This is a genomic window from Yersinia intermedia, from assembly GCF_900635455.1.
Taxonomy (GTDB): domain Bacteria; phylum Pseudomonadota; class Gammaproteobacteria; order Enterobacterales; family Enterobacteriaceae; genus Yersinia; species Yersinia intermedia.
Genome location: NZ_LR134116.1, coordinates 2130474 through 2155810, shown reverse-complemented (window position 1 = coordinate 2155810; position 25337 = coordinate 2130474). Strand labels below are relative to the sequence as shown.

Sequence of the window (25337 nt, the reverse complement as noted above, 5' to 3'; positions counted from 1 at the left end):
TCGTCACATTTCCACAAACAAATAAATAACCATTTGTTTTTTATAAAGAATTAATTCATCACTTCTTTTGCTTTAGCGAAGATATCAGCATATGATTTTTGAAATCTGATTTCGCATGTTGAAATATAAAGTCTAGTTTATGCTCGATAACCACTAAATCGCGAATGCTTTTACTCAAAACATTCGCCGGATAAGGGGCGTCACACTGATGAATACCACTGAATTGGGCCAACCTATTCTCTCGATGCGCCATATCATCAAAGGATTTGGCGGTAATATTGCTGTCAATGATGTCAGTCTTGATGTCATGCCAGGCGAAGTAGTGGCACTGCTCGGCGAAAACGGCGCAGGAAAGTCCACCCTAATCAAAGTATTGGCAGGTGTCTACCCACGGGACAGTGGCGATATTCTGTTTCAGGGAAATACCATACGTTCTGCCGCAGAACTTAAAAGTGATACCCGTCAGCCTATTGCTTTTATTCATCAGGATTTAGGGCTAATTGACTGGATGACTGTTGCCGAAAATATGGCACTGGTGATGGGGTTTCCACGTCGATTCGGTTTGATTAATTGGTCCGCTATTCGCCAGCAAGCCAGTCGTGCTTTGCAGGATATCGGCATTGACCTCTCACCCGATACTCGGGTGTTCGAGCTGTCACGTACTGAAAAGTCATTATTGGCCATTGCCCGCGCCGTTGCGGTTAATGCCGAATTACTGGTGTTGGATGAGCCAACCGCCTCTCTGCCTGCCAACGATGTCCGCCATCTATTTGAAGTGATTAATCGCCTGAGAGATAAGCATGTTGGCATGATTTACGTGACTCATCGCTTGGATGAAGTGATTGAGATTGCTGACCGGGTATGTGTGATGCGGGATGGGCGCTATGTTGCAGGTGGGAATACCGCCGACTATTCATTGCGCGATCTGGTGCAAATGATTGTTGGTGAAGCCATGGGTGACTCCCAACGTGAACCGTTACCGGAAGCAGGCAAACCCGTATTACAGCTTAACGAGGTGATGGTAGGTGAGATTGGCCCGGTTACTTTCAGCCTGCAACCAGGCGAAATGCTGGCCTTGGCGGGGCTAAGAGGGGCAGGCCAGGAGGAGTTGGGCCGCCTGCTATTTGGCTTACGCCATTGTGATCAGGGTGAAATTATTTTCCGCGACCGCCCCTATACCGCCTCTTCGCCGCAGCAAGCTATGGCGGCAGGTGTTTCATTGGTGGCCGGTGATCGCACCGGTGAAAGTCTGGTGATGTCGATGTCGGTGCGCGAAAACTTATTCATTAACCCAATTGCCAGCGGTCATAAATTACTTTCTCGTTATAGCACCCGTAGCGAAATGGGGGAAAGTTGGTGGAAGGTGCAGTTATTCGATGTTCGGCCTAAAGACGTCAATATCGATATCAGCGCCCTTTCCGGCGGTAACCAACAAAAAGTGGTTATGGCACGCTGGATGCATCTGGGCGCGCCATTACTGATTCTTGAAGATCCCACAGCCGGCGTGGATGTTGGCGCACGTGCTGAAATTTATCACTTATTAAACAAATCATTAGCAGAAGGTGTGGCGGTTTTGGTGATTTCCAATGATTTAGAGGAGATCGCGCATATCTGTAATCGGGCGTTGGTGTTTAACCGTGGCGAAGTGGTTGGTGAACTGCGTAATCAACAGGTCTCGTTCGCTAATTTATTGGAGCTGGCGTCTGCCAGCACCGGGGAAGTTACATCCGTTTAAAACAGCGACCTGTGCTAACGATGATATCGCCCTGCGCGGTGTCATTGTAGTGCTCAGGTTTCGGAGAGTGTTATGTCTAAAACATCCATAAAATCGACAGCGCTTGAACAACGAGTCAGCCTGAGCGAACACGGTTTCGGTGCCTGGTCCATGCAGGCCATGACCCGTTACGGCTTACTGCTATTGTGTATTTTATTGGTGCTGGTGTTCTCACTGACCACCCCGTCGTTTGCCTCCATGCTCACTTTGCAGGCCATTTTGTCCAGTAAATCAAAAATTGCTTTGCTGGCACTGGCCGCCACTATTCCGATGATTGTCGGCAAGATCGATTTAAACGTCGGTTTCGGTATTGTGCTCTGGCACATTCTGGCGATAACCCTGCAAGTGCAATACGGTTTTTCCTGGCAAGCTGCCGTTATAACCGTATTGATAATTTCGGCACTTTATGGGCTGTTAAACGGCATATTAGTGGCATTGGCCGACATTGATAGCTTTGTTGCGACCTTAGGCTCAGGCACCGTGCTTTACGCCATTGCATTATGGCACTCAGGTGGCCGCCAGATAGTCGGTGATCTTCCTGATGCTTTTATTGCGCTGCACCATACCGAGATATTCGGCATTCCTATTGTTGCGTTCTATGTATTGATTATTGCCGTGGTGCTGTGGCTCATTACCGAACATACCCCGCTTGGCCGCTGTATGTATGCCGTAGGTGGGAATCCCGCAGCCGCCCGGCTTAACGGGATTTCAGTCAACCGTTTTACTGTCGGCGCATTTATCGCCTCCAGCGTGTTGACCGGATTTAGTGGCATCCTCATCGCCTCTGAACAAGGCGTTGGCCAGGCCAGTGTCGGTATGGACTATCTGTTACCTGCACTGGTAGGTGCCTTCCTCGGCAGTACCACCATTCGCCCAGGTCGGGTCAATGTGTGGGGAACGGTTGTGGGTATCGCAATCCTGGCAATCGGTATTGCAGGTATTCAGCAATTCGGCGGCGAGTTCTGGGTTGAGCCTTTGTTTAACGGTGCCACACTGCTGCTTTCCATCACCTTAGCCGGTTATGCCCAACGGCGCAGATTATTGAATCAAAAAGCCGTCAAGCCCAGCCAAGCGCCGGGCAATACTAAAAAAGCCACAAATTCTTAACCTCATCAAGGAACAGAATATGAAACGCAATTTGATACTACAGGGCTTACTTTTTACCACAGTATTTGCTACCGCATTACCAAGCTGGGCTGATAGCTACCTTGATGAAGCCAAGGCCGCAGTCAGTAAGGCCACATCTACGGTAACTGAATGGGATGGCCCCACCAGCGGCCCCGCGCTGCAACCCAATAAGCATATTATTTTTATTGCTTCTGATATGAAGAACGGCGGTGTGCAAGGGGTACAAGAAGGGCTATCACAAGCGGCCAAAGCGGCGGGCTGGAAGCTGGAAACGCTTGATGGCGGAGGCTCGGTTAAAGATCAGTTATCGTCATTAAATCAGGCGATTGCACAAAAACCTGACGGTATTGTTATCGGTGGCTGGAACCCTAATGTTGCGAAAATACCACTCAAAAAAGCCATTGCACAAGGCATTGTGCTGACCGCCTGGCATGCCGTCCCAGAGCCAGGCCCGGTGAAGAATTACAATATTTTTTATAATGTTACCTCCGACTCCAATGATGTAGCCCGTATTGCTGCACTGTATGCCGTAGCTAAATCAGAAGGTCAGGCCAAGGTACTGATTTTCACTGATTCGCTGTATCAAATCGCGTTGGACAAAGCCAATGTGATGAAGCAGACCATTGAGAAATGCACTGGATGCCAGGTGATTGAATTTATTGATACCCCGCTGGCAGATACGGCCAACCGCATGCCAGCGATGACGTTCAGCCTGTTACAAAAATACGGTGATAACTTCCAGTACGCTTTAGCAATTAACGATCTCTACTTTGATTTTATGGCCCCAGCACTGAAAACCGCCGGCAAAGGTGGCAAGAATGCACCTTATAATATTTCGGCTGGTGATGGCTCTATTTCGGCCTATCAACGCATTCGCTCTGGCGACAGCCAGTCAGCTACTGTGCCGGAGCCGTTGAAATTGCATGGCTGGCAGCTACTGGATGAATTTAACCGTGCATTCGCTAAACAGCCCCCTTCTGACTATGTAACCCCTGCCCATTTGGTTACGCGTGACAATATTGGCAGTGACGGTGGTGATAAACAGATGTTCGACCCACAGAACGATTATCAGGGTCACTATAAAACTATCTGGGGCGTGAAATAAGTCAGGCGTCGGAGGCAGCAACCATGACAACTTTAACGCTGGCTGAGGCAGGTATCGGTGAATTATCGGCGGTGTTGGCCGCCGATAGCCAACTGGAATGTCTGTGCTCTCCGGCTCTTTGGGCGGAAGGGCCGGTCTGGTTACCACAAGAAAATGCCGTGGTATTCAGTGATGTAAAAGGGAACCGGATGTTCCGCTGGTGTCGCGACGGCGAACTCAGTCTTTATCGGTCGCCGTCCAATTTTGCCAATGGTAATGCCCGTATGGCTAATGGCAGTATTGTCAGTTGTGAGCATGGCCGGCGCGGCATCAGCCAGACTGATATACAAGGCAATATCAGCCTGTTGGTTAATCGTATCGACGGCAAGCGTTTTAACTCACCCAACGACATTGTGGTGAAATCAGACGGTACTTTATGGTTTACCGATCCGCCTTATGGCATTACCGGCGACGATGAGGGCTATAAATCAGAAAGTCAGGTTATTGGCTGTTATTTATACTGTTTTGATCCTAAAGACAGCTCATTACGTATCGCCGCCTGTGACTTACAACGACCAAACGGGCTGGCTTTTTCGCCAGATGAACAACTGCTGTATGTGGCGGATATGTCAATTGTCGATTTCCCCACCCTCGGTCGGCGGCAGTTACGGGTGTATCCGGTAAAAGGGTTACAACTGGGGGATGGGCGCATTTTTGCAGAAGTAACACCCGGTTTCCCCGATGGATTCTGTGTCGACCATATCGGCAATCTATTTTGCAGTTGTGCGGATGGTGTCCTGATTTTTACCCCGCAGGCGGTATTACTGGGTAAGATTTCAGTTCCTGAGCGGGTATCAAATTGCACGTTCGGCGGGCCGAACGGTGATGAGCTTTATATCACTGCCGGTACTTCACTGTATCGCATCAAGCTGAATACTTATGGCTGAGAAAATCCCATAGCTTAGTCCCTTATCCATGCCGGATTCATCCGGCATTTACCCTCGTAACTCTATAATAAAACAGGATTATCCTGCGCACGGTCACGTCGTGCTTGTGCGCTGCCAGTGCCTAAATAATCAACAAAACGAGGTGGTGATCACATATTAGCGAAAAACAATATAACTGATTGTTTTTAAATAATATTTAACTAATGCAGTGCTTTGACTTCACTTCTATGGAGGTATAGCATTAATTTGAAATGTGATTTTGCATATTGAAATTTAGAGCATCAAAAGTATGCTATTCGATTTTTAAATTATTCAGGGGAGCGCGCGATGAGAGTCAGTTACCAGCAGTTAAAGGCCGAGTTTAAGCGGGTACTATTGGCGCGAAAAGTGAGTGAGGCTACCGCCGATGCCTGTGCCGAGATGTTTGCGCAATCCACTGAATACGGTGTTTACTCCCACGGCGTAAATCGGTTCCCGCGTTTTATTCAACAATTGGAAGCCGGTGATATCGTACCTGATGCTATCCCAACGAAGGCATTAGCACTCGGGGCTATCGAGCAATGGGATGCTCACCAGGCTATTGGCAATTTAACCGCCAAACAAATGATGGATCGCGCAATGCTATTAGCGGATCAGCATGGTATTGGGGTGGTGGCATTGCGCAATGCTAACCATTGGATGCGTGGTGGTGCCTACGGTTGGCAAGCGGCAGAACAAGGTTACATTGGCATCTGTTGGACAAACTCAATTGCTGTCATGCCGCCGTGGGGAGCTAAAGAGTGCCGTATCGGCACTAATCCTCTGATCATTGCCGTTCCTGGTGAAACCATCACTATGGTCGATATGTCGATGTCGATGTTCTCCTATGGCATGTTGGAAGTTAACCGATTGGCGGGCAATACATTGCCCGTAGATGGCGGTTTCGATAATGACGGCAATCTCACGCGGGATCCGGCCATTATTGAGGAAAACCGGCGTATTCTGCCGATGGGTTATTGGAAAGGTTCTGGTTTATCTATTGTGCTGGATATGATTGCCACCCTACTCTCTGGTGGTTTATCCGTTGCCGACGTTACGCAAGATAAATCAGATGAATTCTGTATCTCACAAGTGTTTATTGCTATTGAAATCGACCGCCTGATTGATGGCAAAACCCGCGACGAAAAATTAAAACGTATTTGTGATTATGTCACTCAAGCTGAGCGCGATAACCCTGATGTTGCTATTCGCCTACCGGGGCATAAGTTTCCACGCGTTAAAGCAGAAAACCAACGCGATGGTATTCCTATTAATGACAATGTCTGGGCTAAAATCTTGGCGCTGTAATTAAAAGCGATAAAATTCAGTGAGATAATTATTTTATCTTGAAGGGGGTCTGGAGGGCCATGGGTTCTTAACATATTTAGCTAATGAATTAATCATCAGAGTTAAAATAAATATTCAGAGGGATAATCTCAGGTGAAAAATTAATTCCCATTAAATTTAAACCGTAATAACGCATAGGAAAGACGTCTTTTTATATAAATATATTTGATATTTATATCATTAGCTGTCGCCTTCTTATTGGCACTGTGCTGCCCAAAATAAACAAAAAAGCTGACCGGAGGCTGAAATGGAATATTGGTTGGGTATCGATTGTGGCGGCACCTTTATTAAAGCGGGTCTGTATGACAGAGACGGTAACGAATGCGGGATCGTGCGGCAAAATCTAGCCATTATCAGCCCCCAGCCGGGATGGGCTGAGCGCGATATGACCGTACTGTGGCAAGCAATGAGTTCAGTGATTCGCCAACTGCTGGCCAGCCACCCGGTTCCCCCCCGTCACATTCAGGGCGTTGGTATTTCAGCTCAAGGTAAAGGTTTGTTTTTGCTTGATAAGCAAGGAAAACCATTGGGCAATGCCATATTGTCCTCTGACCAACGGGCGCTGTCATTGGTTAAACAGTGGCAGCGAGATGGCATACCGCAAATGCTCTACCCGATCACCCGCCAAACGTTGTGGACCGGGCACCCGGTATCCTTGTTGCGTTGGTTAAAAGAACATCAATCCAGCCGTTATGATCAGATTGGCTGCATCTTGATGGCCCATGACTATTTGCGTTATTGCCTGACCGGTCACTTAGGTTGCGAAGAGACCAATATTTCAGAATCTAATCTCTATCCGATGGCCGAAGGTGGCTATCAACCCGCACTCGCACAACTGCTAGGTATCCCTGAAGTTATAACGGCCCTGCCACCAATTGTGGGTTCCGCACAAATTGTCGGCACCATCACTCAGGCCGCAGCTAATGCCACCGGCCTCACTGTTGGCCTTCCTGTTGTCGGCGGTTTGTTTGATGTGGTCTCCACCGCCCTCTGTGCTGGCCTGAAAGATGAAACCCGATTAAATGCAGTGATGGGAACCTGGTCGGTGACCTCAGGAATTACCGACCAGCTTAACGCTGACGTTGAATATCCCTTTGTCTACGGCCGTTATGCCGAAGCGGGTAAATATATTGTGCATGAAGCCAGCCCGACCTCTGCGGCTAATCTGGAATGGTTTACCCAGCAATGGATTGGCGCTGAAGGTGGTAAAGCAGACTACCAAGAACTTAATCAGTGGGTGGCGCAGTTACCTAAAGCAGGCAGCAAACTACTGTTTGTACCGTTTTTATATGGTTCCAACGCTGGATTAGGAATGTGTGCCGGATTTTATGGTATGCAATCTTTCCACCAGCGCCAACATCTGGTGCAGGCCATCTACGAAGGTGTGGTATTCAGCCATATGACCCACCTCAACCGTATGCTGAAACGCTTTCCGAACGTTAGCGCGTTGCGGATTACTGGCGGACCGGCTCAATCACCGCAATGGATGCAGATGTTTGCCGATATCAGCGGGTTACCGGTAGAGCTACCGCAAATTGAGGAAACCGGTTGTCTGGGCGCATCACTGGCCGCAATGGTTGGAACGGGGCGTTTCGCTGACTTCAGCGATGCTCAGCAGGCCTTAACCCCGCAACTGCATACTCTGCAACCCGATCAACATGCCAGACAGGCATATCACGATAAATATCTCCGCTATCAGGCATTGGTTGCTGCTCTTGGCACCTTGCAATGAGCTTCTATTGCTCAGGCAAGGTTGCGGCATCGACACTATTTAGGACATTGATACTATGACAACTCAGCACCTCAGGCCGCAATTACAACTCGCCCTGGACCATACCCGCCTTGATGCCGCACTGGCGACCACCGCGTTGCTACACCCTCACGTCGATATCATCGAGGCCGGAACCATCTTGTGTATCAGTGAAGGCATTCAGGCGGTCAAAACTCTACGTCAACTTTATCCACACCATACGCTGGTCGCTGATCTTAAAGTGGCTGATGCGGGCGCCACACTGGCGCAGCAAGCATTTTCTGCTGGCGCAAACTGGATGACGGTGATTTGCGCAGCGCCTCTTGCCACCATGTCAGCCGCATTGGAGGTGGCAAAGCAACATGATGGCGATATCCAGATAGAACTGTTTGGCCACTGGACGCTAAATGACGCTAAAAACTGGCGTGACTTAGGAATAACACAAGCCATTTATCATCGTGGTCGTGATGCTCAAGCCAGCGGACAAAGCTGGAGCCAGGCTGATTTAGAGAGGATGCAAGCGTTGTCCGATCTAGGAATCGAACTGTCTGTTACCGGCGGTATCACTCCTGCTGATTTACCCCTCTTCCACGCCATTGCGGTACGTGCCTTTATTGTCGGGCGCGCACTGTCTGAAGCCAAGCATCCCGTCGCCACCGCCACCGCGTTCCACCACGCCATTGACGCTATTTGGGGGAAGTAATATGCGCCAACATCCATTAGGTATTTATGAAAAAGCCTTGCCCAAGCACTTGAGCTGGCCTGAGCGTTTAGCCTTAGCCAAAGCATGTGGTTTTGATTTTGTAGAAATGTCTATCGATGAAACAGATGAAAGATTAGCGCGGCTCAATTGGAGCAAGGCACAGCGTTTATCCCTGGTCGATGCCATGCTAGAAACCGGGATCGCTATCCCATCAATGTGCTTGTCGGCCCATCGCCGTTTCCCTTTTGGTAGCCATGATGACGAACTGAGAAAGCAGGCCTACCTTTTGATGCAACAAGCGATTCAACTGGCGAAAGACGTGGGTATCCGCACCATTCAGTTAGCCGGCTATGATGTCTATTATGAAGAGCAAGATGATGGCACCGTCGCGCGCTTTACCGAGGGGCTGCAATGGGCGGTGCAACAGGCGGCAGCCGCACAAGTCATGTTAGCTGTCGAAATTATGGATACACCGTTTATCAACTCGATCAGTAAATGGAAAGTCTGGGACAACTGCCTCGCCTCACCGTGGTTCACGGTTTATCCTGATGTTGGCAACCTTAGCGCCTGGGGTAATGATGTCAGTAATGAGTTATCGCTAGGTATTGATCGTATTGCAGCCATTCATTTAAAAGATACCTATCCAGTTACTGAACAGTCACCAGGGCAATTTCGTGATGTCCCTTTTGGCGAGGGATGTGTGGATTTCATCAATGTGTTTAAAACCCTCAATCAGCTCAATTATCGCGGCGCATTCCTGATTGAAATGTGGACAGAGAAAGCAGAGGAACCCGTGGCAGAAATTGTTCAGGCCCGCCGCTGGATTGAGCAACGAATGCAGCAAGGGGGGCTCACTGCCTAATTTGACTTTGGCTACATTACGGCATTGACGCTGAAATGAATGGGGAACAAAAAACCTACAAATACGGCTGACATTGGTTGTGTAAAGGTGTTTATCATCACCAACAATGATTTACATTATGATCTATTGCTTTTGAGTAGCGCTAGGTGTATTGCTATTTTAACAGGATATGCTCATAATCAATTTCCGTTTCCGTGTAGCAATGGTTACTGGAACGCCGCCCCGATTGTTCACGCAATCGGGGCGTTTTATTTGGTGGCTATCCACAATTTCTCTCACCAAAAGCTGCGTCACCTATCCCTATTGTTCATTTATCACTGTTTAGCCTTTGCCGCAGCAGTGATAAATACGGAACAAAATAATGCTTTCCATCCGTTTTTCTTCCGTATTTTATTGCCTATGATTTGTTCATTGGTCAACAAGGGGGAGAAATATGATGCAAAAGATTACAGACGACCTGTCAACTCTCGAACGTTACTTCCAACAAACACACCAACAATGCACAGCCAAAACGCCTTGGTTTACGCGTTGGTTATATCTTCCGGTAGCAGAAAGAATGCAAATACTGGATGACTTACTCCTGCCATATCCAGATAAGTCACCGAACAAGCATTAAGCTGGGTGGGAGAATGCTGATATTAAATCGGTGTAAGAAGAGAGTGGCTGAAACGGATTCACTCAGATGAGTGCGTTTTTGCCAACTCTATGGCGGCCTGAATAGCTGAACGTGCTTGTGGGCTATTTTTCCAACAAGTGGAACCCACCATGGCCGCCGCACTGGCGACTATTTCGCGCATATCAGCCTGACTGAGTTGCGCAAGGGAGGTAAAACCAAGTTGCTCCAGCCGAGTAACTACCGTTGGCCCTACTCCTTTGACGGCTAACAGCGCACTACGTTCGTCGGCGTTAAAGGCCATATCAGCTTACTCCACATTTAACTATTAAAGCCGTTTTCTGGCCGCATTTTCCGCACTGAAAAACCATAGCTCTGGCAGACGGTTAGGATAAAAACGAATCTCGTAAGTATCTTTTAATGGTGCTAAACGCCAGCGCGGCCGAGCTTCACGCTTGGGTTTTAAAAAACGTAACCGACCACGCGCACGCGCGGCTTGTGTATCTAACACCCATGCAGCAGAAGCAGAAAGCGGCTGACGAGTATATTCATCTTCAACACTGATATCACAAATGCACAAAACCGAGTTCCTTGCAGAAATTGATGCTGACATGATTATTCTGGATCTGCGGTATTGAACCAACTGTTGCTCGCCAGAGATTTGATCTATATCACATATAAGTTACCGTAGCGTTGGCAGCATTTATTCACTCAACCCGCTCACTTACCAGTGATTCATCAGCCACAAGTTAATCCCCGATAGCCTTTTGCCTGACGTATCGCGTAGAGTGGCAAAGTAGGGAATAATGCACTGTTGCAATATATTTACCCAATGTACGACTAATTGCCTGATATGCTTTACTTTCATCGGGGCGTTTGATGTTATTTTCGGAGTAAGACTGATGCAAGATATTTTCGAATTATGTAAAGCCATTGGTTTAGGCTTGGTATTACTGCTGCCACTGGCAAACCCGTTGACAACGGTAGCCCTATTACTTGGGTTATCTGGCAACATGACCAGCGAGGAGCGCAATCAGCAATCGAAGATGGCATCAATCTATGTCTTCTTTATTATGACCATCGCTTATTATGCCGGCCAGGTTGTGATGAATACCTTCGGTATTTCTATTCCCGGTTTGCGTATTGCCGGTGGGCTAATTGTGGCATTTATCGGTTTTCGTATGCTTTTTCCACAGCAGTCGACTGAAGATACCCAATTAGAAGCAAAATCGCAGGATTTAAAGAAGCGGAAATCTATTAATATCGCCTTTGTACCGCTGGCGATGCCAAGCACTGCCGGGCCTGGGACGATTGCTATGATAATCAGTTCTGCCGCATCGGTGAAAGACCATGCCGTATTCAGCCCATGGGTCGTCACTGTCGCACCGGTGCTGATTTTTCTTTGTGTTTCATTGATTTTATGGGGCTCACTGCTCAGCTCCGGGGCCATTATGCGCTGGGTGGGCAAGAGCGGCATTGAAGCCATTTCACGGTTGATGGGGTTCTTGCTGGTATGTATGGGCGTACAATTTATTATAAATGGCATACTGGACATTATTGCTAACTATCATCCAGCACTTGCATAACCAAGAGTGAGATTGAAGAGGGAAACGCTAGCCGATGTTTATACTGATAACAGTTACAGCGCCTGAAAGACTACATCGGTTAGCGTTTTAATATTACTCTGACATCGCCCGGTACGCGGTATCTACTTTCCACAAATAGCGTGGCGCTTGTGCGGCCGGATGTTTCTTTTGTATATGCTGATAAAACTCGTTCGGGCTAAGACTATTTATTTTATTCACTGCCAGACGTTTATCGGATGAAAAAGTCCGCAGCATCGCACCCGCACCATTGGCATAAGAAACGATGGTGGCATAACGCAATGTTTGCGGATCACTTATCCCCGCTAACTGCTGGTTTTGCAAAATATTGATATAGGCCGCGCCAATATCAATATTCTTCACCGGATCTTTTAGTTCACCTGAACTCGGTTGACCATTACGCCCTTTCATTCGGTAAGCATCACGGCCAGCGGTAGAGGCTTTAATCTGCATCAGACCCACGGCATTCGAGGTACTCACCACATCAGGATTGTAACCAGACTCCACCTGAATAATGGCTTTAATCAAGGTTTCATCAACGCCGTAATGGCTGGCTGCTTGTTTAATTACATCGCTATAAGCAACTGTAGTTGAACCGCCGCTGCTTTTCGGTCCGTTAAGTAAACCACCCTGTGGCGCTTTCTTCAGCCACCCGTTATTTGCTTGTGGTGACGGAGTTTGTTTAGCACACCCCGCCAGCAATAAAATTGCCATTAGGCAACCGACTTTTGGATTCACAGTATTCCCCGTGCTGATAAGCCGTTTTGTAGCATATACAAGTTGTCACCTCGTCCAAATAGATTTTTTGGCCTATTTTGACCATTATCAACATAATGATCAGGCTATATTCAGTAACTATCGGTAAGTTTTAGTTTATTGTATGGCAAGGCTTGACTTCATCGCTAATGATATTGATAATCATTTTCATTTAAAGAAAGGGAACATCGCCATGTTTACTAAGCAAAAAATACCCTACCTGCACCCCATTAGCCGTGTTACCCCCCGTTTTTTACGTGCCATGACACTGTTCACTCTCGTTGCATTTTCCTCGGTGATCAGCATTTCAGCATCGGCTGAAAATAAACCCAGCGACGCTGATAAAAAATTCAAAATCGTGACAACATTCACAATTATTCAGGATATTGCGCAGAATGTCGCCGGTGATGCGGCCGTTGTTGAGTCAATCACCAAACCCGGCGCAGAAATTCACGACTATCAGCCCACCCCACGAGACATCGTGAAAGCACAATCAGCAGATTTGATTCTGTGGAATGGGATGAACCTGGAGCGCTGGTTTGAGCGTTTCTTTGAAAATATTAAAGATGTCCCTTCGGCTGTGGTTACGGATGGCATCACCCCCCTGCCTATCCGTGAAGGGCCCTATAAAGGTATTCCAAACCCACACGCCTGGATGTCACCATCAAACGCTTTAATCTATATTGAGAATATTCGGAAAGCACTGGTGGAGCACGATCCCGCCCATGCTGAAACCTATAACCGTAATGCCAAAGCTTATGCTGAAAAAATTGCCGCGCTGGATGCCCCGTTACGTGAGCGCTTATCTCGCATCCCCGCGCAGCAACGGTGGCTGGTGACCAGTGAAGGTGCCTTTAGCTACCTGGCAAAAGATTATGGTTTTAAAGAGGTTTACTTGTGGCCGATCAATGCTGAAGAGCAAGGCTCCCCACAACAGGTGCGCCGCGTCATCGATACCATGCGGGCAAATAAAATCCCGGTGATATTCAGTGAAAGTACCATTTCCGATAAACCAGCAAAACAAGTTAGTAAAGAAACCGGTGCACAATATGGTGGTGTGTTATATGTAGATTCTCTGTCGAATGAAAAGGGGCCGGTCCCCACTTATATCGATCTGATTAATACTACCGTACAAACTATCGCGAAAGGATTTGGTCAATGAGTCATGCTGTTTTTGTCCGCCCAGAGCTGGTAGTGGATAATGTCACTGTCACTTATAACAACGGGCATACTGCTATCTATGACGCCAGTTTCTCACTGACCGGCGGCACAATTTGCGCCTTAGTCGGTGTTAATGGCAGCGGTAAGTCGACACTGTTTAAAAGTATCATGGGGTTAGTTAAACCCAGTGTCGGAAAAGTAGAGCTGAGCCATAAACCCATCAGCCATGCCTTAAAACAAAATACCATCGCTTACGTGCCGCAGACCGAAGATGTCGACTGGAACTTCCCCGTATTGGTAGAAGACGTAGTTATGATGGGCCGTTATGGCAAAATGAATTTTCTGCGCATCCCGAGCCGTGAAGATAAAACCATTGTCGATAAAGCCATTGAGAGAGTCGGTTTGACGGCATTACGTTCACGCCAGATTGGTGAACTATCGGGGGGGCAAAAGAAGCGGGTGTTTCTGGCTCGCGCGCTGGCGCAGCAAGGCTCAGTATTGTTACTGGACGAGCCGTTCACCGGCGTTGACGTCAAAACAGAAAATGCCATTATTGATTTATTGCGGGCGCTGCGCGATGAAGGCCACCTGATTCTGGTTTCCACTCATAACCTCGGTAGCGTGCCAGAATTTTGTGACCACGTGATTCTGATTAACCAAACCGTGCTAGCCGCCGGGCCGACCGAAACCACCTTTACCCAAAAGAATCTCGAAATGACTTTCGGTGGTGTTCTGCGCCATATCAATCTCTCCGGTACCGCACTGCACGATGATAATGACCCACGAACTGTCACGGTCATTACCGATGATGAACGCCCTGCGGTATTTTATGGTCATACCAAGAATGACCCACCAGCACAGAGCCAGTCAAAGGAGAAAAACCCCTAATGCTGGAACTGTTACTGCAACCGTTTAACTACAACTACATGGTCAAGGCTATCTGGGTCAGTGCGATTGTCGGTGCCGTCTGCGCATTCTTATCTGCATATCTGATGCTGAAAGGTTGGTCGCTGATGGGTGATGCACTATCACACTCGGTCGTTCCAGGGGTGGCGGGTGCTTACGCGCTCGGGCTACCTTATGCTGCTGGTGCATTCTTTACCGGCATGCTCGCGGCATTGGCGATGACCTTAGTGCGCCATGTCACCCGTCTGCGAGAAGATGCCATCATTGGTTTCATCTTCTCGACCTTTTTTGCCGTTGGCTTACTCATCGTTTCGCTCAACCCGACCTCAGTCAATGTCCAGTCAATCATTTTTGGTAATATTCTGGGGATAGCAGATGAAGATGTATTACAAGTAGAGATCATTATTTTGGTTTCTTTTGTAATTTTATGCCTGATCTGGAAAGACTTGCTGGCGGTATTTTTCGATGAAAGCCATGCGATGTCGATAGGGCTATCCCCCTTACGCCTGAAAATTCTGTTTTTCACCCTGTTAAGTGCCTGTACTGTCGCGGCCTTGCAGACCGTTGGGGCGATCTTGGTTATTGCCATGGTGGTGACACCAGGAGCAACCGCTTACCTGCTCACGGACCGTTTCAGCCGCTTACTAATGATAGCCATTGCCATTGGTGCCTTTACCAGTGCCTTCGGTGCCTATCTCAGTTTCTATCTGGACGGCGCAACGGGCGGGGTCATTGTGACCTTACAAACGCTGGTCTTCCTCTTGGCCTTTTTCTTCGCGCCGAAACACGGATTACTGGCGACCCGTTTCCGTTCTCGCCAAAAACGCCGCCATCCAGCGCCCCACCAGCCGGAGGATAATGTATGAATACATTGTTTAGCCTGGTCAGCGAACCTTTCGCCTATCCCTTTATGCAACGGGCGATAGTGGCCGCGATTATTACTGGTGTGGTATGTGCAATTCTGTCTTGTTATCTGGTATTAAAAGGCTGGTCATTGATGGGGGATGCTATCTCTCATGCCGTGCTACCAGGTATTGTGCTGGCCTTTTGGCTCGGTATTCCACTGGTTATCGGGGCCTTTGTTTCCGGTATATTCTGTGCCATTGCCACCGGTTATTTAAAAGACAATAGCAGGGTCAAAGAAGATACCGTCATGGGGATTGTGTTCTCCGGTATGTTCGCATTTGGCTTAGTGCTATTTTCCCGCATGGATACAGACCAACACCTCAGTCATATTCTATTCGGCAATATGCTGGGTATCTCATTGGCGGAACTGAAACAAACCATGTGGATTGCCGGTTTCACTCTGTTGGTGGTGCTATTAAAACGTAAAGACTTCATGCTCTACTGCTTTGATCCAAACCATGCCAGAGTCATTGGGCTACCGGTCAAATTGCTGCACTATGGCTTACTTTGCCTATTGGCATTAACCATCGTGGCGTCATTGCAGGCCGTGGGGGTTATTTTAGTTATCGCCATGCTAATCGCACCCGGTATTATTGCCTTTATGGTTTGCCGCAGTTTTGATCAAATGTTGATTGTTGCCACACTGGTGTCAGTAGTCGCTTGTGTGCTGGGTACCCTGATAAGTTTCCATATTGATGGTGCCACCGGCCCCTGTATTGTCATTATTCAGGCATTGTTCTTTGTGATAGCCCTAATTTATAGCCATATAAAACCAGTAAAGGGCCGCAAAATGGCCCCTCAGTCCACAGCCGCTAGCGCTAAAAACACGCCGAAAGGTAACCTGCTATAATCAATTAAGTCCCAATAAACATGCCGGATAGCAATTATGCTGTACGGCAATGTTTATTATTCAGGCTCAACCAGTAGCAAGTTTTTCTAACATGCCATTTTTGTCGTAATATGAACAAAACAGCAAAACGACTAACACTTTACCAGTAGAATCCGTCTTTTGTTTGATCAGGCACGGGTATCCCTGTGCGCCAGCTCTTGTTCTTCACACCATAAAGACGCTAACCTAATGATCTGTAGTCAAAGTAATAGGTCTTGCAGGCTGTAAGTGAATAACCAATCATTCAGGAGTCCATTTTAACAGTATTTATGCTTGTCCCAGGGATGAGGCTCATTAATCCTGATGGCTAACGCAGTCGGATAATTAGGATGAGTTACCGTCGCTAACAACCCTGTGATTTCAATTTCAAAGGGTGTAACTGGCAGCTAATAGGGGGTGAATCATGTGGCAAGCAGTGAATCGTCTGTTAGGTGAATACTTTGGCCCCGCCGAAATTCGGGAAAGAACCGAATTGCCGGGTGGGGATATCCATGAAGCCTGGCGTCTCAGTTATGGTGAATCTGAGGTTTTCGTGAAATGTGATAGCCGCGAGATGCTGCCTATATTTACCGCTGAAGCTGATCAACTCTCGTTATTGTCCCGCAGTAAAACAGTCCGGGTCCCCGAAGTCTATGGTGTGGGCAGCGATCGCGATTACAGTTTTCTGTTACTTGAATATATCCCTCTGAAGCCACTGGATGCCCACAATGCCTATTGTCTGGGCCAGCAATTAGCCCATTTGCATCAATGGAGCGAGCAACTGCAATTCGGGCTGGATTTTGATAATGATCTGGCCACCACGCCGCAGCCTAATAGCTGGCAGCGCCGCTGGGGGCAATTTTTTGCTGAGCAGCGTATCGGCTGGCAATTGCAGTTGGCCGCGGAAAAAGGCATGTCTTTTGGTGATATCGACCAGATAACCGACTTAGTGCAAGAACGTTTACAAGGTCACCAGCCACAGCCCTCACTCTTACACGGTGATTTATGGCCAGCTAACTGTGCTGCCAGTGCCCAGGGGCCAGTGATTTTTGATCCCGCCTGTTATTGGGGCGATCGCGAGTGCGACCTTGCTATGCTACCGCTCTACCCTGCCTTACCCGCCCAGATTTATGATGGTTATCAGAGTGTTTGGCCGCTCCCTGCCGACTTTATTGATCGCCAACCTATTTATCAGCTTTATTATTTATTGAACCGCAGTAATTTATTTGGCGGGCAGCACTGGATTAACGCGCAGAAAGCCGTTGAGCACTTGTTGCACCCCGAACGTTTTTAGTGGGTACTCGCTAGACGCCGGCTAGTGCTAATAACCAGCCGGCTATAAAAAGCACCGCATTATTGGTCAGCCAATAAGGGTGCTTTTTTTATGACCAATATCTCATAACGGAAGACGTTTTTTCTAAAAAAACATGAGCAAAACCACAGATTAGATGCATCCCCACCGTCTAATAATGACGTGACACCCTGTTCTTTTTTGCCCGCGACAATCCACAGCAAAAAGCGCTTACTTAAATAAAATCTATACCCTAAATAATTCAAGTTGCAGGAAGGCGGCAACGAAATGAACCCAAGGAGTTGAGATAACTCAATGACTTGAGTGAATGATGACAGCCAACGCACATGCAGTTTGAAGTATGACGGGTATAAAGCCTTCGTCGAGGAATATCTCATAACCTTCGATAGGCATTCTATTGCCAGTAATTGGGAGCAAGACAAATGGTGGATATTCGTGAGTGGGAAAACCTCGCTAATAAAGAGTTAAACAAACGAGGAATTAAAATAGAGGATTTGAGCAGCAACACACCCGAAGGTATTACGGTAAAAGCGCTTTATACCGCCAGTGATCTTGATGGGTTAGAAGTTACCGGTTCGTTCCCTGGTCTCGCTCCCTACGTTAGAGGGCCGAGAGCCACGATGTATGCCGCTCAGCCCTGGACAATTCGCCAATATGCTGGCTTCTCAACCGCTAAAGAATCAAATGCTTTTTACCGCAGAAATCTGGCTGCGGGGCAAAAAGGTCTTTCTGTGGCATTTGATCTTGCCACCCATCGCGGTTATGACTCAGATAACCCTCGCGTTTCTGGTGATGTGGGTAAAGCAGGTGTGGCAATTGATAGCGTTGAGGATATGAAGGTTCTGTTCGACCAAATACCACTCGATAAAATGTCTGTCTCAATGACGATGAATGGTGCGGTACTGCCCATTCTGGCGTTTTATATCGTCGCGGCCGAAGAGCAAGGTGTAGTTCCAGCGCTACTGACCGGTACCATCCAGAATGACATTCTGAAAGAATATCTGTGCCGCAACACCTATATTTACCCCCCCAAACCCTCCATGCGCATTATCTCCGACATCATCGCCTGGAGTTCGCAAAATATGCCGCGCTTCAATACCATCAGCATTAGTGGCTACCATATGGGAGAAGCCGGTGCCAACTGCGTGCAACAAGTGGCTTTTACTCTTGCTGATGGTATTGAATATATCAAAGCGGCCTTAAATGCCGGTTTAAATATTGATGACTTTGCCCCACGCCTCTCATTCTTCTTCGGCATTGGCATGGATCTGTTTATGAACATTGCCATGTTACGCGCCGCACGCTTCCTTTGGAGTGAGGCAGTCAGTGGATTTGGCGCAACCAACCCTAAATCATTAGCGCTACGCACCCACTGCCAAACCTCAGGGTGGAGCCTGACCGAGCAAGATCCCTACAACAATATTATTCGCACGACCATTGAGGCTCTGGGTGCAACCCTCGGCGGCACCCAGTCTTTACATACCAATGCTTTTGATGAAGCTCTCGGCCTGCCAACTGATTTCTCAGCACGCATTGCGCGTAATACACAGATAATCATTCAAGAGGAGTCGGCGATTTGCCGCACCATTGACCCGCTGGCAGGCTCTTATTTTGTTGAGTCATTAACCGATCAAATGGTGAAACAAGCCAGAACCATTATCAAACAGATCGATGATGTGGGCGGCATGGCAAAAGCCATTGAGGTTGGGTTACCCAAACGCATGATTGAAGAAGCATCCGCCAGTCAGCAATCACTTATCGATCAGGGTAAACGCGTTATTGTCGGTGTGAATAAGTATAAGTTAGCGACAGAAGCTGAAACTCAAGTGTTGGAAATTGACAACGTTAAAGTGCGCAATGAACAAATTGCACAACTTAAACGTATTCGCGCCGAGCGGGATAACAACGCGGTTCAACAAGCGTTGCTAAACCTGCGCCATGCGGCTGCAAACCATGAAAATCTACTGGAGGCCGCCGTTCAAGCTGCACGACTGCGTGCAACCTTGGGTGAAATTTCCGATGCGATGGAAATGGTATTCGACCGCTATCTGGTACCAAGCGAATGCGTTACCGGTGTCATTGCGCGCAGCTATCACCAGAGCGAGAAAGACGCTCAGGAATTTGATCAAATAGTGGCGCAGACCCAAATTTTCTTCAGTGAAAACGGTCGCAGACCCAGAATTCTGATTGCCAAAATGGGCCAGGATGGCCATGACCGGGGCGCTAAGGTCATTGCCAGCGCATACTCTGACCTCGGTTTTGATGTCGATCTTAGCCCGATGTTCTCAACACCAGATGAAATCGCCCGTCTGGCAGTGGAAAATGACGTTCACGTTATCGGTGCGTCTTCCCTTGCCGCTGGCCACAAAACATTGATCCCTGAGTTGATTGAAGCGCTGCGTCAATACGCACGGCCAGATATTCTGGTGGTGGCAGGGGGAGTTATCCCGCCACAGGACTACGCCTTCTTGCGTGAGCAGGGTGTGGCAGCAATTTATGGGCCGGGTACGCCAATGCTCGTTAGCGTGCGTGACGTTCTACAACTCATCAGCCGCCGCCATGATTGATATCGACAATATGGAGGACTACGTTCACCGCTTGCGTCAGGGAGACCGGGCCGCATTAGCGCAAGCCATGACGCTGGCAGAAAGCCGCCTCCCCCGACATCAGGCATTAAGCGCTCGGCTGTTAGACCGCATTATGCCTTATACCGGGCAGGCTAAACGGCTGGGGGTTACCGGCACACCCGGTGCGGGGAAAAGCACCTTTCTTGAGGCGCTAGGCGAAGAGTTATTGGCACAAGGGCATAAGGTCGCGGTGATTGCAGTTGACCCCAGCAGCCCCATCAGTGGCGGCAGCATTTTGGGCGACAAAACCCGCATGCTGAATCTATCACGCGCTGAGCATGCTTTTGTGCGCCCGGTGCCGTCAGGGGGCCACCTCGGCGGGATAAGCCAGAGTACCCGCGAATTGATCTTGCTCTGTGAGGCCGCAGGTTACGACGTCATCATCGTTGAAACCGTCGGCGTTGGGCAATCGGAAACCGAAGTGGCTGAAATGGTGGACTGCTTTATCTCTTTGCAAATTGCCGGCGCTGGCGATGACCTGCAAGGCATTAAGAAAGGCATTATGGAAATGGCTGACTTTATTGTGATTAACAAAGATGACGGCGACAACCACAGCAATGTTGAAATCGCCCGCCATATGTATCACAGCGCACTGCATATCATTCGCCGTAAATATCCTGCATGGCAGCCACGGGTTCTCACCTGTAGCGCGTTGGAAAAACGCGGTATTCGCGAAGTGTGGCAGGCAGTACAAAGTTTTTGGCCGGTCATGACGCAAAGTGGGCAACTCACCACCTTGCGCCAACAACAAAATCTTGGTTGGGTGCGCCATCAGGTAGAGGCAAATGCACTTGCAATGCTGTTTTCTCACCCCGAGGTCCGCCAGCACTACCAACAAATTGAAGATCTGCTACGTCAAAATCAAATCTCGCCGCGAGCCGGTATTAATGATGTAACCCATTTTATTACACAAAAAATCATCAATTAAAGGGAATAACCATGTCTTATCAGTATGTCAAAGTGTTGATTGCCAATCGGGTGGGTATTATTGAGTTCAACCACACACGCAAACTCAATGCCTTAAGTAAGGTGTTTATTGATGATTTGATGCAAGCATTGCATGACCTCAATCATACCGATATCCGCTGTATAATTCTCCGCGCGCCCGAAGGTTCAAAAGTGTTCTCCGCCGGCCATGATATCCACGAATTACCCACTGGCCGACGTGATCCACTGTCATATGATGACCCGCTGCGCCAAATCACCCGAACTATCCAAAAGTATCCTAAACCGATCATTTCCATGGTCGAAGGTAGCGTTTGGGGCGGAGCATTCGAGATGATCATGAGCTCAGATATTATTGTGGCTTGTAACACCTCAACCTTTTCGATGACACCAGTGAATCTGGGGGTTCCCTACAATTTGGTGGGTATCCACAATCTTATTCGCGATGCTGGCTTCCATATTGTGAAAGAGTTGATTTTCACCGCCGCGCCAATAACCGCACAGCGTGCGCTTTCAGTTGGCATTCTCAATCATATCGTTGACCCCGCTGACCTGGAGGATTTCACCCTAAAACTGGCCCACGTCATTTCTGAAAAAGCGCCCTTGGCAATCGCCGTTATTAAAGAAGAACTGCGGGTTTTAGGTGAAGCTCACACCATGAATTCAGATGAGTTTGAGCGCATTCAAGGTCTGCGGCGTGCCGTCTACGATAGTGAAGACTACCTTGAGGGCATGAGCGCATTTATGGAGAAGCGTAAGCCTAACTTTTTGGGGCATTAAACCTTCTCAACCAGAGGATCTCTTTATGAAACGGTCATATTGCATGATGAGCGCTGATGAAGCCGCCGAATGTATTGAACATGGTCATATGGTGGTGTTCAGTGGATTTACCCCAGCCGGAGCGCCTAAGGCGCTTCCTGCCGCCATTGCGCGACGCGCCATGGCGTATCACCAGCAGCAAAAAGAGTTTCAGATTCGTTTACTGACCGGCGCATCTATTAGCGCCAAAGCTGATGATGAAATGGCTGAGGCTGACGCGGTCGCCTGGCGCGCGCCCTATCAGACAGCGTCTGTATTGCGGGAAAAAATCAATCAGGGTGCAGTCAGTTTTGTTGACCTGCATCTGAGTGAAGTGGCACAAATGGTCAGCTATGGCTTCTTTGGTGAGATTGATGTTGCAGTTATCGAAGCCTCGGCGATAACCGCTGATGGCAAGGTGTATCTCAGCAGCGGCATTGGTAATGCGCCGGTTTTTTTACATAAAGCCAAGAAAATCATCATAGAACTCAATCATTACCACAGCCCACGCGTCGCTGAACTGGCTGACATCATCATGCTAGGTGCCCCACCACGGCGTAATACCCTACCTATCTACCATACACTGGATAAAGTGGGCCAACCCTATGTACAAGTGGACCCCAGCAAAATTGTTGGCATCGTTGAAACCCATTTGCCTGATGCCGGTAATAGCCTGGATCGCGAAAACCCGCTGTGCGAGAAGATCGCCGACAATGTGGTGAGTTTCCTACTTAATGAACTCAAACTAGGCCGTATTCCACCAGAGTTTCTCCCGTTACAAAGCGGCGTAGGCAATATCAATAACGCCGTGATGAAACGTCTGGGGGAAAACCCAGATATTCCGCCGTTTATGATGTATTCGGAGGTGTTGCAAGAGTCGGTGGTTCAATTATTAGAAACCGAAAAAGTCATGGGAGTAAGCGCATCCAGCTTGACTGTTTCCCCCGCTTCACTGAAAAAAATTTATGACAATATGGATTTTTTCTCTACTCGCATTGTGTTGCGGCCACAGGAGATATCTAACAACCCTGAAATCATTCGTCGGTTAGGGGTTATTGCCCTTAACGTCGGGCTTGAATTTGATATCTATGGCCATGCCAACTCGACCCACGTTGCCGGTACAGAATTGGTCAACGGTATTGGCGGCAGTGCAGATTTTGAGCGCAACGCCTATTTGTCGATCTTTATGGCCCCCTCCATCGTCAAAGGTGGAAAGGTCTCCACCATTGTGCCGATGTGTACTCATGTTGATCATAGTGAGCACAGCGTAAAAGTTATCGTTACAGAACAAGGCGTGGCTGACTTACGCGGGCTATCACCCATGCAACGTGCCACTACGATTATTAATAACTGTGCGCATCCGATGTATCGTGACTATCTGCATAGTTATCTGGCACAGGCCAAAGGCGGGCACTTGCATCACAATTTGGCGCAAGCATTCCAGTTGCACCAAAATCTGTTCGAATTTGGCTCAATGTTGGCACCTTAATCACCCTCTCGGTCTGCATGTATATAGCCCATGACTTTTTCTATGTGATGGTTATTCTTGAGCGAATAAAGATACTCTCGCATATACATGGGCTGATTCGGCGCATCAAAATATTTCAGTTTGGCGGGGTTAACTAACCGATAAGCAAACTGCGGCACCACCGTCAGAAACTGCCCCTGCTCAACAGCACTGATTTTTGCCATGAAGCTGTAAGGGCGATAGATAATGGTGGGGTTAATCCCAATCGCACGAAAATGCGCACCCAGTAGGGACTCAAAATTTGCCCTATTTTGGAAGCGCATTTGCAACCAAGGTAATGTATTCAACAACTCTATCGCCTGGATATTTTCAAAACGACGTGACACTAAAAAACCAAGCCGTAAAGAGGGAAGCTCGGTGGCTTGCAGGGTATCAATATGGGTGACACGCTGTGACGCTTGCTGAGGAGAGATAATAAAATCCACCCGGCGATCGAGTAAGTCATCAATGACACTGTTTTCGTTAAACTCAAAAGGCTGAGCCGTAATCCCATCGTATTTATCGCTAAGACTGAACAATTGATCAAAAATGATGGTTGGATAAGTGTTATCAACCCCTATCACGATATTCTTCTGCCGTTGTGACATGGCCAAGATACTGTTATCTATAGCTGAAAGTCGTTGATAAATAGGAAATAATTCCTGATAAAGCTCTTGTCCTGCTTTATTGAGGCTGATACTTTTCTCATTGCGAGTAAATAAGGAATAACCCACCAATTCTTCCAGCGCCATAATGCTTTTGCCGAAAGGTGATGCCGTCATGTGTAATTTTTCAGCCGCCTTCGCCATGCTATTTGTTTGGGCTAATACAATAAAATTACGCATTTTCTTGGAAATGAAAACGTTCATTACTTTACTGATATGACAGAGGAAAGAGTGCTACAGCATAAGGGAATCACATCAGGAATAGTGTGAGTGCAAGAGGGGTATCGCCACCCGTTTCTCGAAAAATTCTTTCAATACATTAATTTCGTTATATATCAACTAAATAGGCAGTAAAAAGGCCAAAATGCTGCTCCACACGCTGGCCTGTTTATGCATCTATTTATCACTCAGCAAGGCTTGCTTACTCCAATTTGCTTACTACAGAATCACCCTTGAGCCATCAATCCCAACAATTTAAGAACAAAATACCCCACCACACCAATCACCAGCGGCAAGATATATAAGGTAAAAAACTGCAAGAAGATAGTGTGATGCGGCAAAACCACCTTCTCTTCCAACTGTTCACGGCTGCGCCCTTCGCTACCTTTGGCTTGTTCCAAAATCAATTGATCTTCAATACCCTCACGAATGTGCCGAACCTGCCGCGACATGCGAGCACCGGATGCCTGTAATGACAAACCGACAAAAATCAGCATATAGATGATAAAGAACATAATGTTCGCGGCGGTTACGCCCTGCTGAAGATCAGGTACTGGTGAGTTGAACCAGAAAACATCCAGAAAAGTGGTATTGAAGCGAATCATATCGGTCATCACATGGATAAAATCCAACATGACCGCATTAATCCCGCTACTTTTTTGACTATATTGATAGGCAAAATTGATAATTGAGATCAATGTTGACAGCAGTGCTGGAATAAAAACGAGCCACCCTGCAATCCGTTTGATAACAGCGACGCGCCCAGCCTGTTGATAGGTCATGACTTCTCCTTGTAAATACCACAACTTATGTAGCTTTAGTTTACCCGCTACATGC

General features: G+C 47.9%; 24 protein-coding genes. 19 read left to right on the top strand and 5 right to left on the bottom strand.

Going from position 1 to position 25337, the window contains the following annotated elements:
• The first annotated feature begins 208 nt into the window (after positions 1–208).
• The 9 genes from EL015_RS09815 to EL015_RS21925 all read left to right on the top strand — a co-directional run bounded on the left by EL015_RS09815 (position 209) and on the right by EL015_RS21925 (position 10186).
• On the top strand, positions 209–1735 hold the full coding sequence (locus EL015_RS09815) for a sugar ABC transporter ATP-binding protein (RefSeq protein WP_005182852.1): 1527 nt from the start codon (positions 209–211) through the stop codon (positions 1733–1735).
• Between the two features lie 72 nt (positions 1736–1807).
• Positions 1808–2881, top strand: coding sequence for an ABC transporter permease (locus EL015_RS09810; protein ID WP_005182862.1), 1074 nt, complete (start codon positions 1808–1810; stop codon positions 2879–2881).
• 19 nt (positions 2882–2900) lie between these two features.
• Positions 2901–4007, top strand: coding sequence for an ABC transporter substrate-binding protein (locus EL015_RS09805; RefSeq protein WP_005182863.1), 1107 nt, complete (start codon positions 2901–2903; stop codon positions 4005–4007).
• Positions 4008–4030: 23 nt separating this feature from the next.
• A complete protein-coding gene (locus tag EL015_RS09800) occupies positions 4031–4933 on the top strand; it encodes an SMP-30/gluconolactonase/LRE family protein (protein ID WP_005182864.1) in 903 nt (300 codons plus the stop codon).
• 327 nt (positions 4934–5260) lie between these two features.
• Entirely contained in the window at positions 5261–6259 is a 999-nt protein-coding gene (gene yiaK / locus EL015_RS09795; RefSeq protein WP_005182865.1) for a 3-dehydro-L-gulonate 2-dehydrogenase, read from the top strand.
• A 286-nt stretch (positions 6260–6545) separates the two neighbouring features.
• Positions 6546–8030, top strand: a complete 1485-nt coding sequence (locus tag EL015_RS09790; RefSeq protein ID WP_005182866.1) for an FGGY-family carbohydrate kinase — start codon at positions 6546–6548, stop codon at positions 8028–8030.
• Positions 8031–8085: 55 nt separating this feature from the next.
• Positions 8086–8751, top strand: a complete 666-nt coding sequence (ulaD, locus tag EL015_RS09785) for a 3-keto-L-gulonate-6-phosphate decarboxylase UlaD (RefSeq protein WP_005182867.1) — start codon at positions 8086–8088, stop codon at positions 8749–8751.
• A 1-nt stretch (position 8752) separates the two neighbouring features.
• Positions 8753–9613, top strand: a complete 861-nt coding sequence (locus EL015_RS09780; protein WP_042569898.1) for an L-ribulose-5-phosphate 3-epimerase — start codon at positions 8753–8755, stop codon at positions 9611–9613.
• 39 nt (positions 9614–9652) lie between these two features.
• Positions 9653–10186 carry a hypothetical protein gene (locus EL015_RS21925; protein ID WP_226718841.1) on the top strand — a complete coding sequence of 178 codons (534 nt, stop codon included), beginning with the start codon at positions 9653–9655 and terminating at the stop codon, positions 10184–10186.
• 101 nt (positions 10187–10287) lie between these two features.
• Here EL015_RS21925 and EL015_RS09765 read toward each other — a convergent pair whose 3' ends face one another.
• Complete coding sequence (locus EL015_RS09765; RefSeq protein WP_005182878.1) at positions 10288–10530, bottom strand: hypothetical protein; 243 nt, start codon at positions 10528–10530, stop codon at positions 10288–10290.
• Positions 10531–10554: 24 nt separating this feature from the next.
• The gene (locus EL015_RS09760; RefSeq protein WP_005182880.1) at positions 10555–10806 is read right to left on the bottom strand and encodes a hypothetical protein; all 252 of its coding nucleotides are present in this window, start codon (positions 10804–10806) and stop codon (positions 10555–10557) included.
• A 322-nt stretch (positions 10807–11128) separates the two neighbouring features.
• On the opposite strand from EL015_RS09760, the gene EL015_RS09755 reads away from it, so the two are divergent.
• Positions 11129–11812, top strand: a complete 684-nt coding sequence (locus EL015_RS09755; RefSeq protein ID WP_005182884.1) for a MarC family NAAT transporter — start codon at positions 11129–11131, stop codon at positions 11810–11812.
• A 93-nt stretch (positions 11813–11905) separates the two neighbouring features.
• On the opposite strand, the gene EL015_RS09750 is transcribed toward EL015_RS09755, so the two are convergent.
• Entirely contained in the window at positions 11906–12568 is a 663-nt protein-coding gene (locus tag EL015_RS09750) for a transglycosylase SLT domain-containing protein (RefSeq protein ID WP_005182886.1), read from the bottom strand.
• Between the two features lie 211 nt (positions 12569–12779).
• Between EL015_RS09750 and yfeA the strand changes: the two genes are divergently transcribed.
• From yfeA to EL015_RS09705, 9 genes are all read left to right on the top strand, one after another.
• The gene (gene yfeA, locus EL015_RS09745; protein WP_032905799.1) at positions 12780–13748 is read left to right on the top strand and encodes an iron/manganese ABC transporter substrate-binding protein YfeA; all 969 of its coding nucleotides are present in this window, start codon (positions 12780–12782) and stop codon (positions 13746–13748) included.
• Positions 13745–14635, top strand: coding sequence for an iron/manganese ABC transporter ATP-binding protein YfeB (yfeB, locus tag EL015_RS09740; RefSeq protein WP_032905800.1), 891 nt, complete (start codon positions 13745–13747; stop codon positions 14633–14635). The genes yfeA and yfeB overlap by 4 nt, the downstream gene beginning before the upstream one ends.
• The gene (yfeC, locus tag EL015_RS09735) at positions 14635–15519 is read left to right on the top strand and encodes an iron/manganese ABC transporter permease subunit YfeC (protein WP_005182891.1); all 885 of its coding nucleotides are present in this window, start codon (positions 14635–14637) and stop codon (positions 15517–15519) included. Before yfeB ends, yfeC begins: the two co-directional genes overlap by 1 nt.
• Complete coding sequence (gene yfeD / locus EL015_RS09730; protein ID WP_032905801.1) at positions 15516–16409, top strand: iron/manganese ABC transporter permease subunit YfeD; 894 nt, start codon at positions 15516–15518, stop codon at positions 16407–16409. Before yfeC ends, yfeD begins: the two co-directional genes overlap by 4 nt.
• Before the next feature lie 442 nt (positions 16410–16851).
• Positions 16852–17721 (top strand): fructosamine kinase family protein, encoded by an 870-nt coding sequence (locus EL015_RS09725; RefSeq protein ID WP_005182896.1) that lies wholly within the window; start codon positions 16852–16854, stop codon positions 17719–17721.
• A 440-nt stretch (positions 17722–18161) separates the two neighbouring features.
• A complete protein-coding gene (scpA, locus tag EL015_RS09720; protein WP_005182899.1) occupies positions 18162–20306 on the top strand; it encodes a methylmalonyl-CoA mutase in 2145 nt (714 codons plus the stop codon).
• Positions 20299–21294 (top strand): methylmalonyl Co-A mutase-associated GTPase MeaB, encoded by a 996-nt coding sequence (gene meaB, locus EL015_RS09715; protein WP_032905802.1) that lies wholly within the window; start codon positions 20299–20301, stop codon positions 21292–21294. Before scpA ends, meaB begins: the two co-directional genes overlap by 8 nt.
• 11 nt (positions 21295–21305) lie before the next feature.
• A complete protein-coding gene (gene scpB / locus EL015_RS09710) occupies positions 21306–22091 on the top strand; it encodes a methylmalonyl-CoA decarboxylase (RefSeq protein ID WP_005182903.1) in 786 nt (261 codons plus the stop codon).
• 25 nt (positions 22092–22116) lie between these two features.
• A complete protein-coding gene (locus EL015_RS09705) occupies positions 22117–23598 on the top strand; it encodes a succinate CoA transferase (protein ID WP_032905803.1) in 1482 nt (493 codons plus the stop codon).
• On the opposite strand, the gene srsR is transcribed toward EL015_RS09705, so the two are convergent.
• On the bottom strand, positions 23595–24485 hold the full coding sequence (gene srsR / locus EL015_RS09700; protein WP_032905804.1) for a LysR family transcriptional regulator SrsR: 891 nt from the start codon (positions 24483–24485) through the stop codon (positions 23595–23597). The genes EL015_RS09705 and srsR overlap by 4 nt on opposite strands.
• Positions 24486–24727: 242 nt before the next feature.
• The gene (locus tag EL015_RS09695) at positions 24728–25282 is read right to left on the bottom strand and encodes a YniB family protein (protein WP_005182907.1); all 555 of its coding nucleotides are present in this window, start codon (positions 25280–25282) and stop codon (positions 24728–24730) included.
• Positions 25283–25337: the final 55 nt, after the last annotated feature.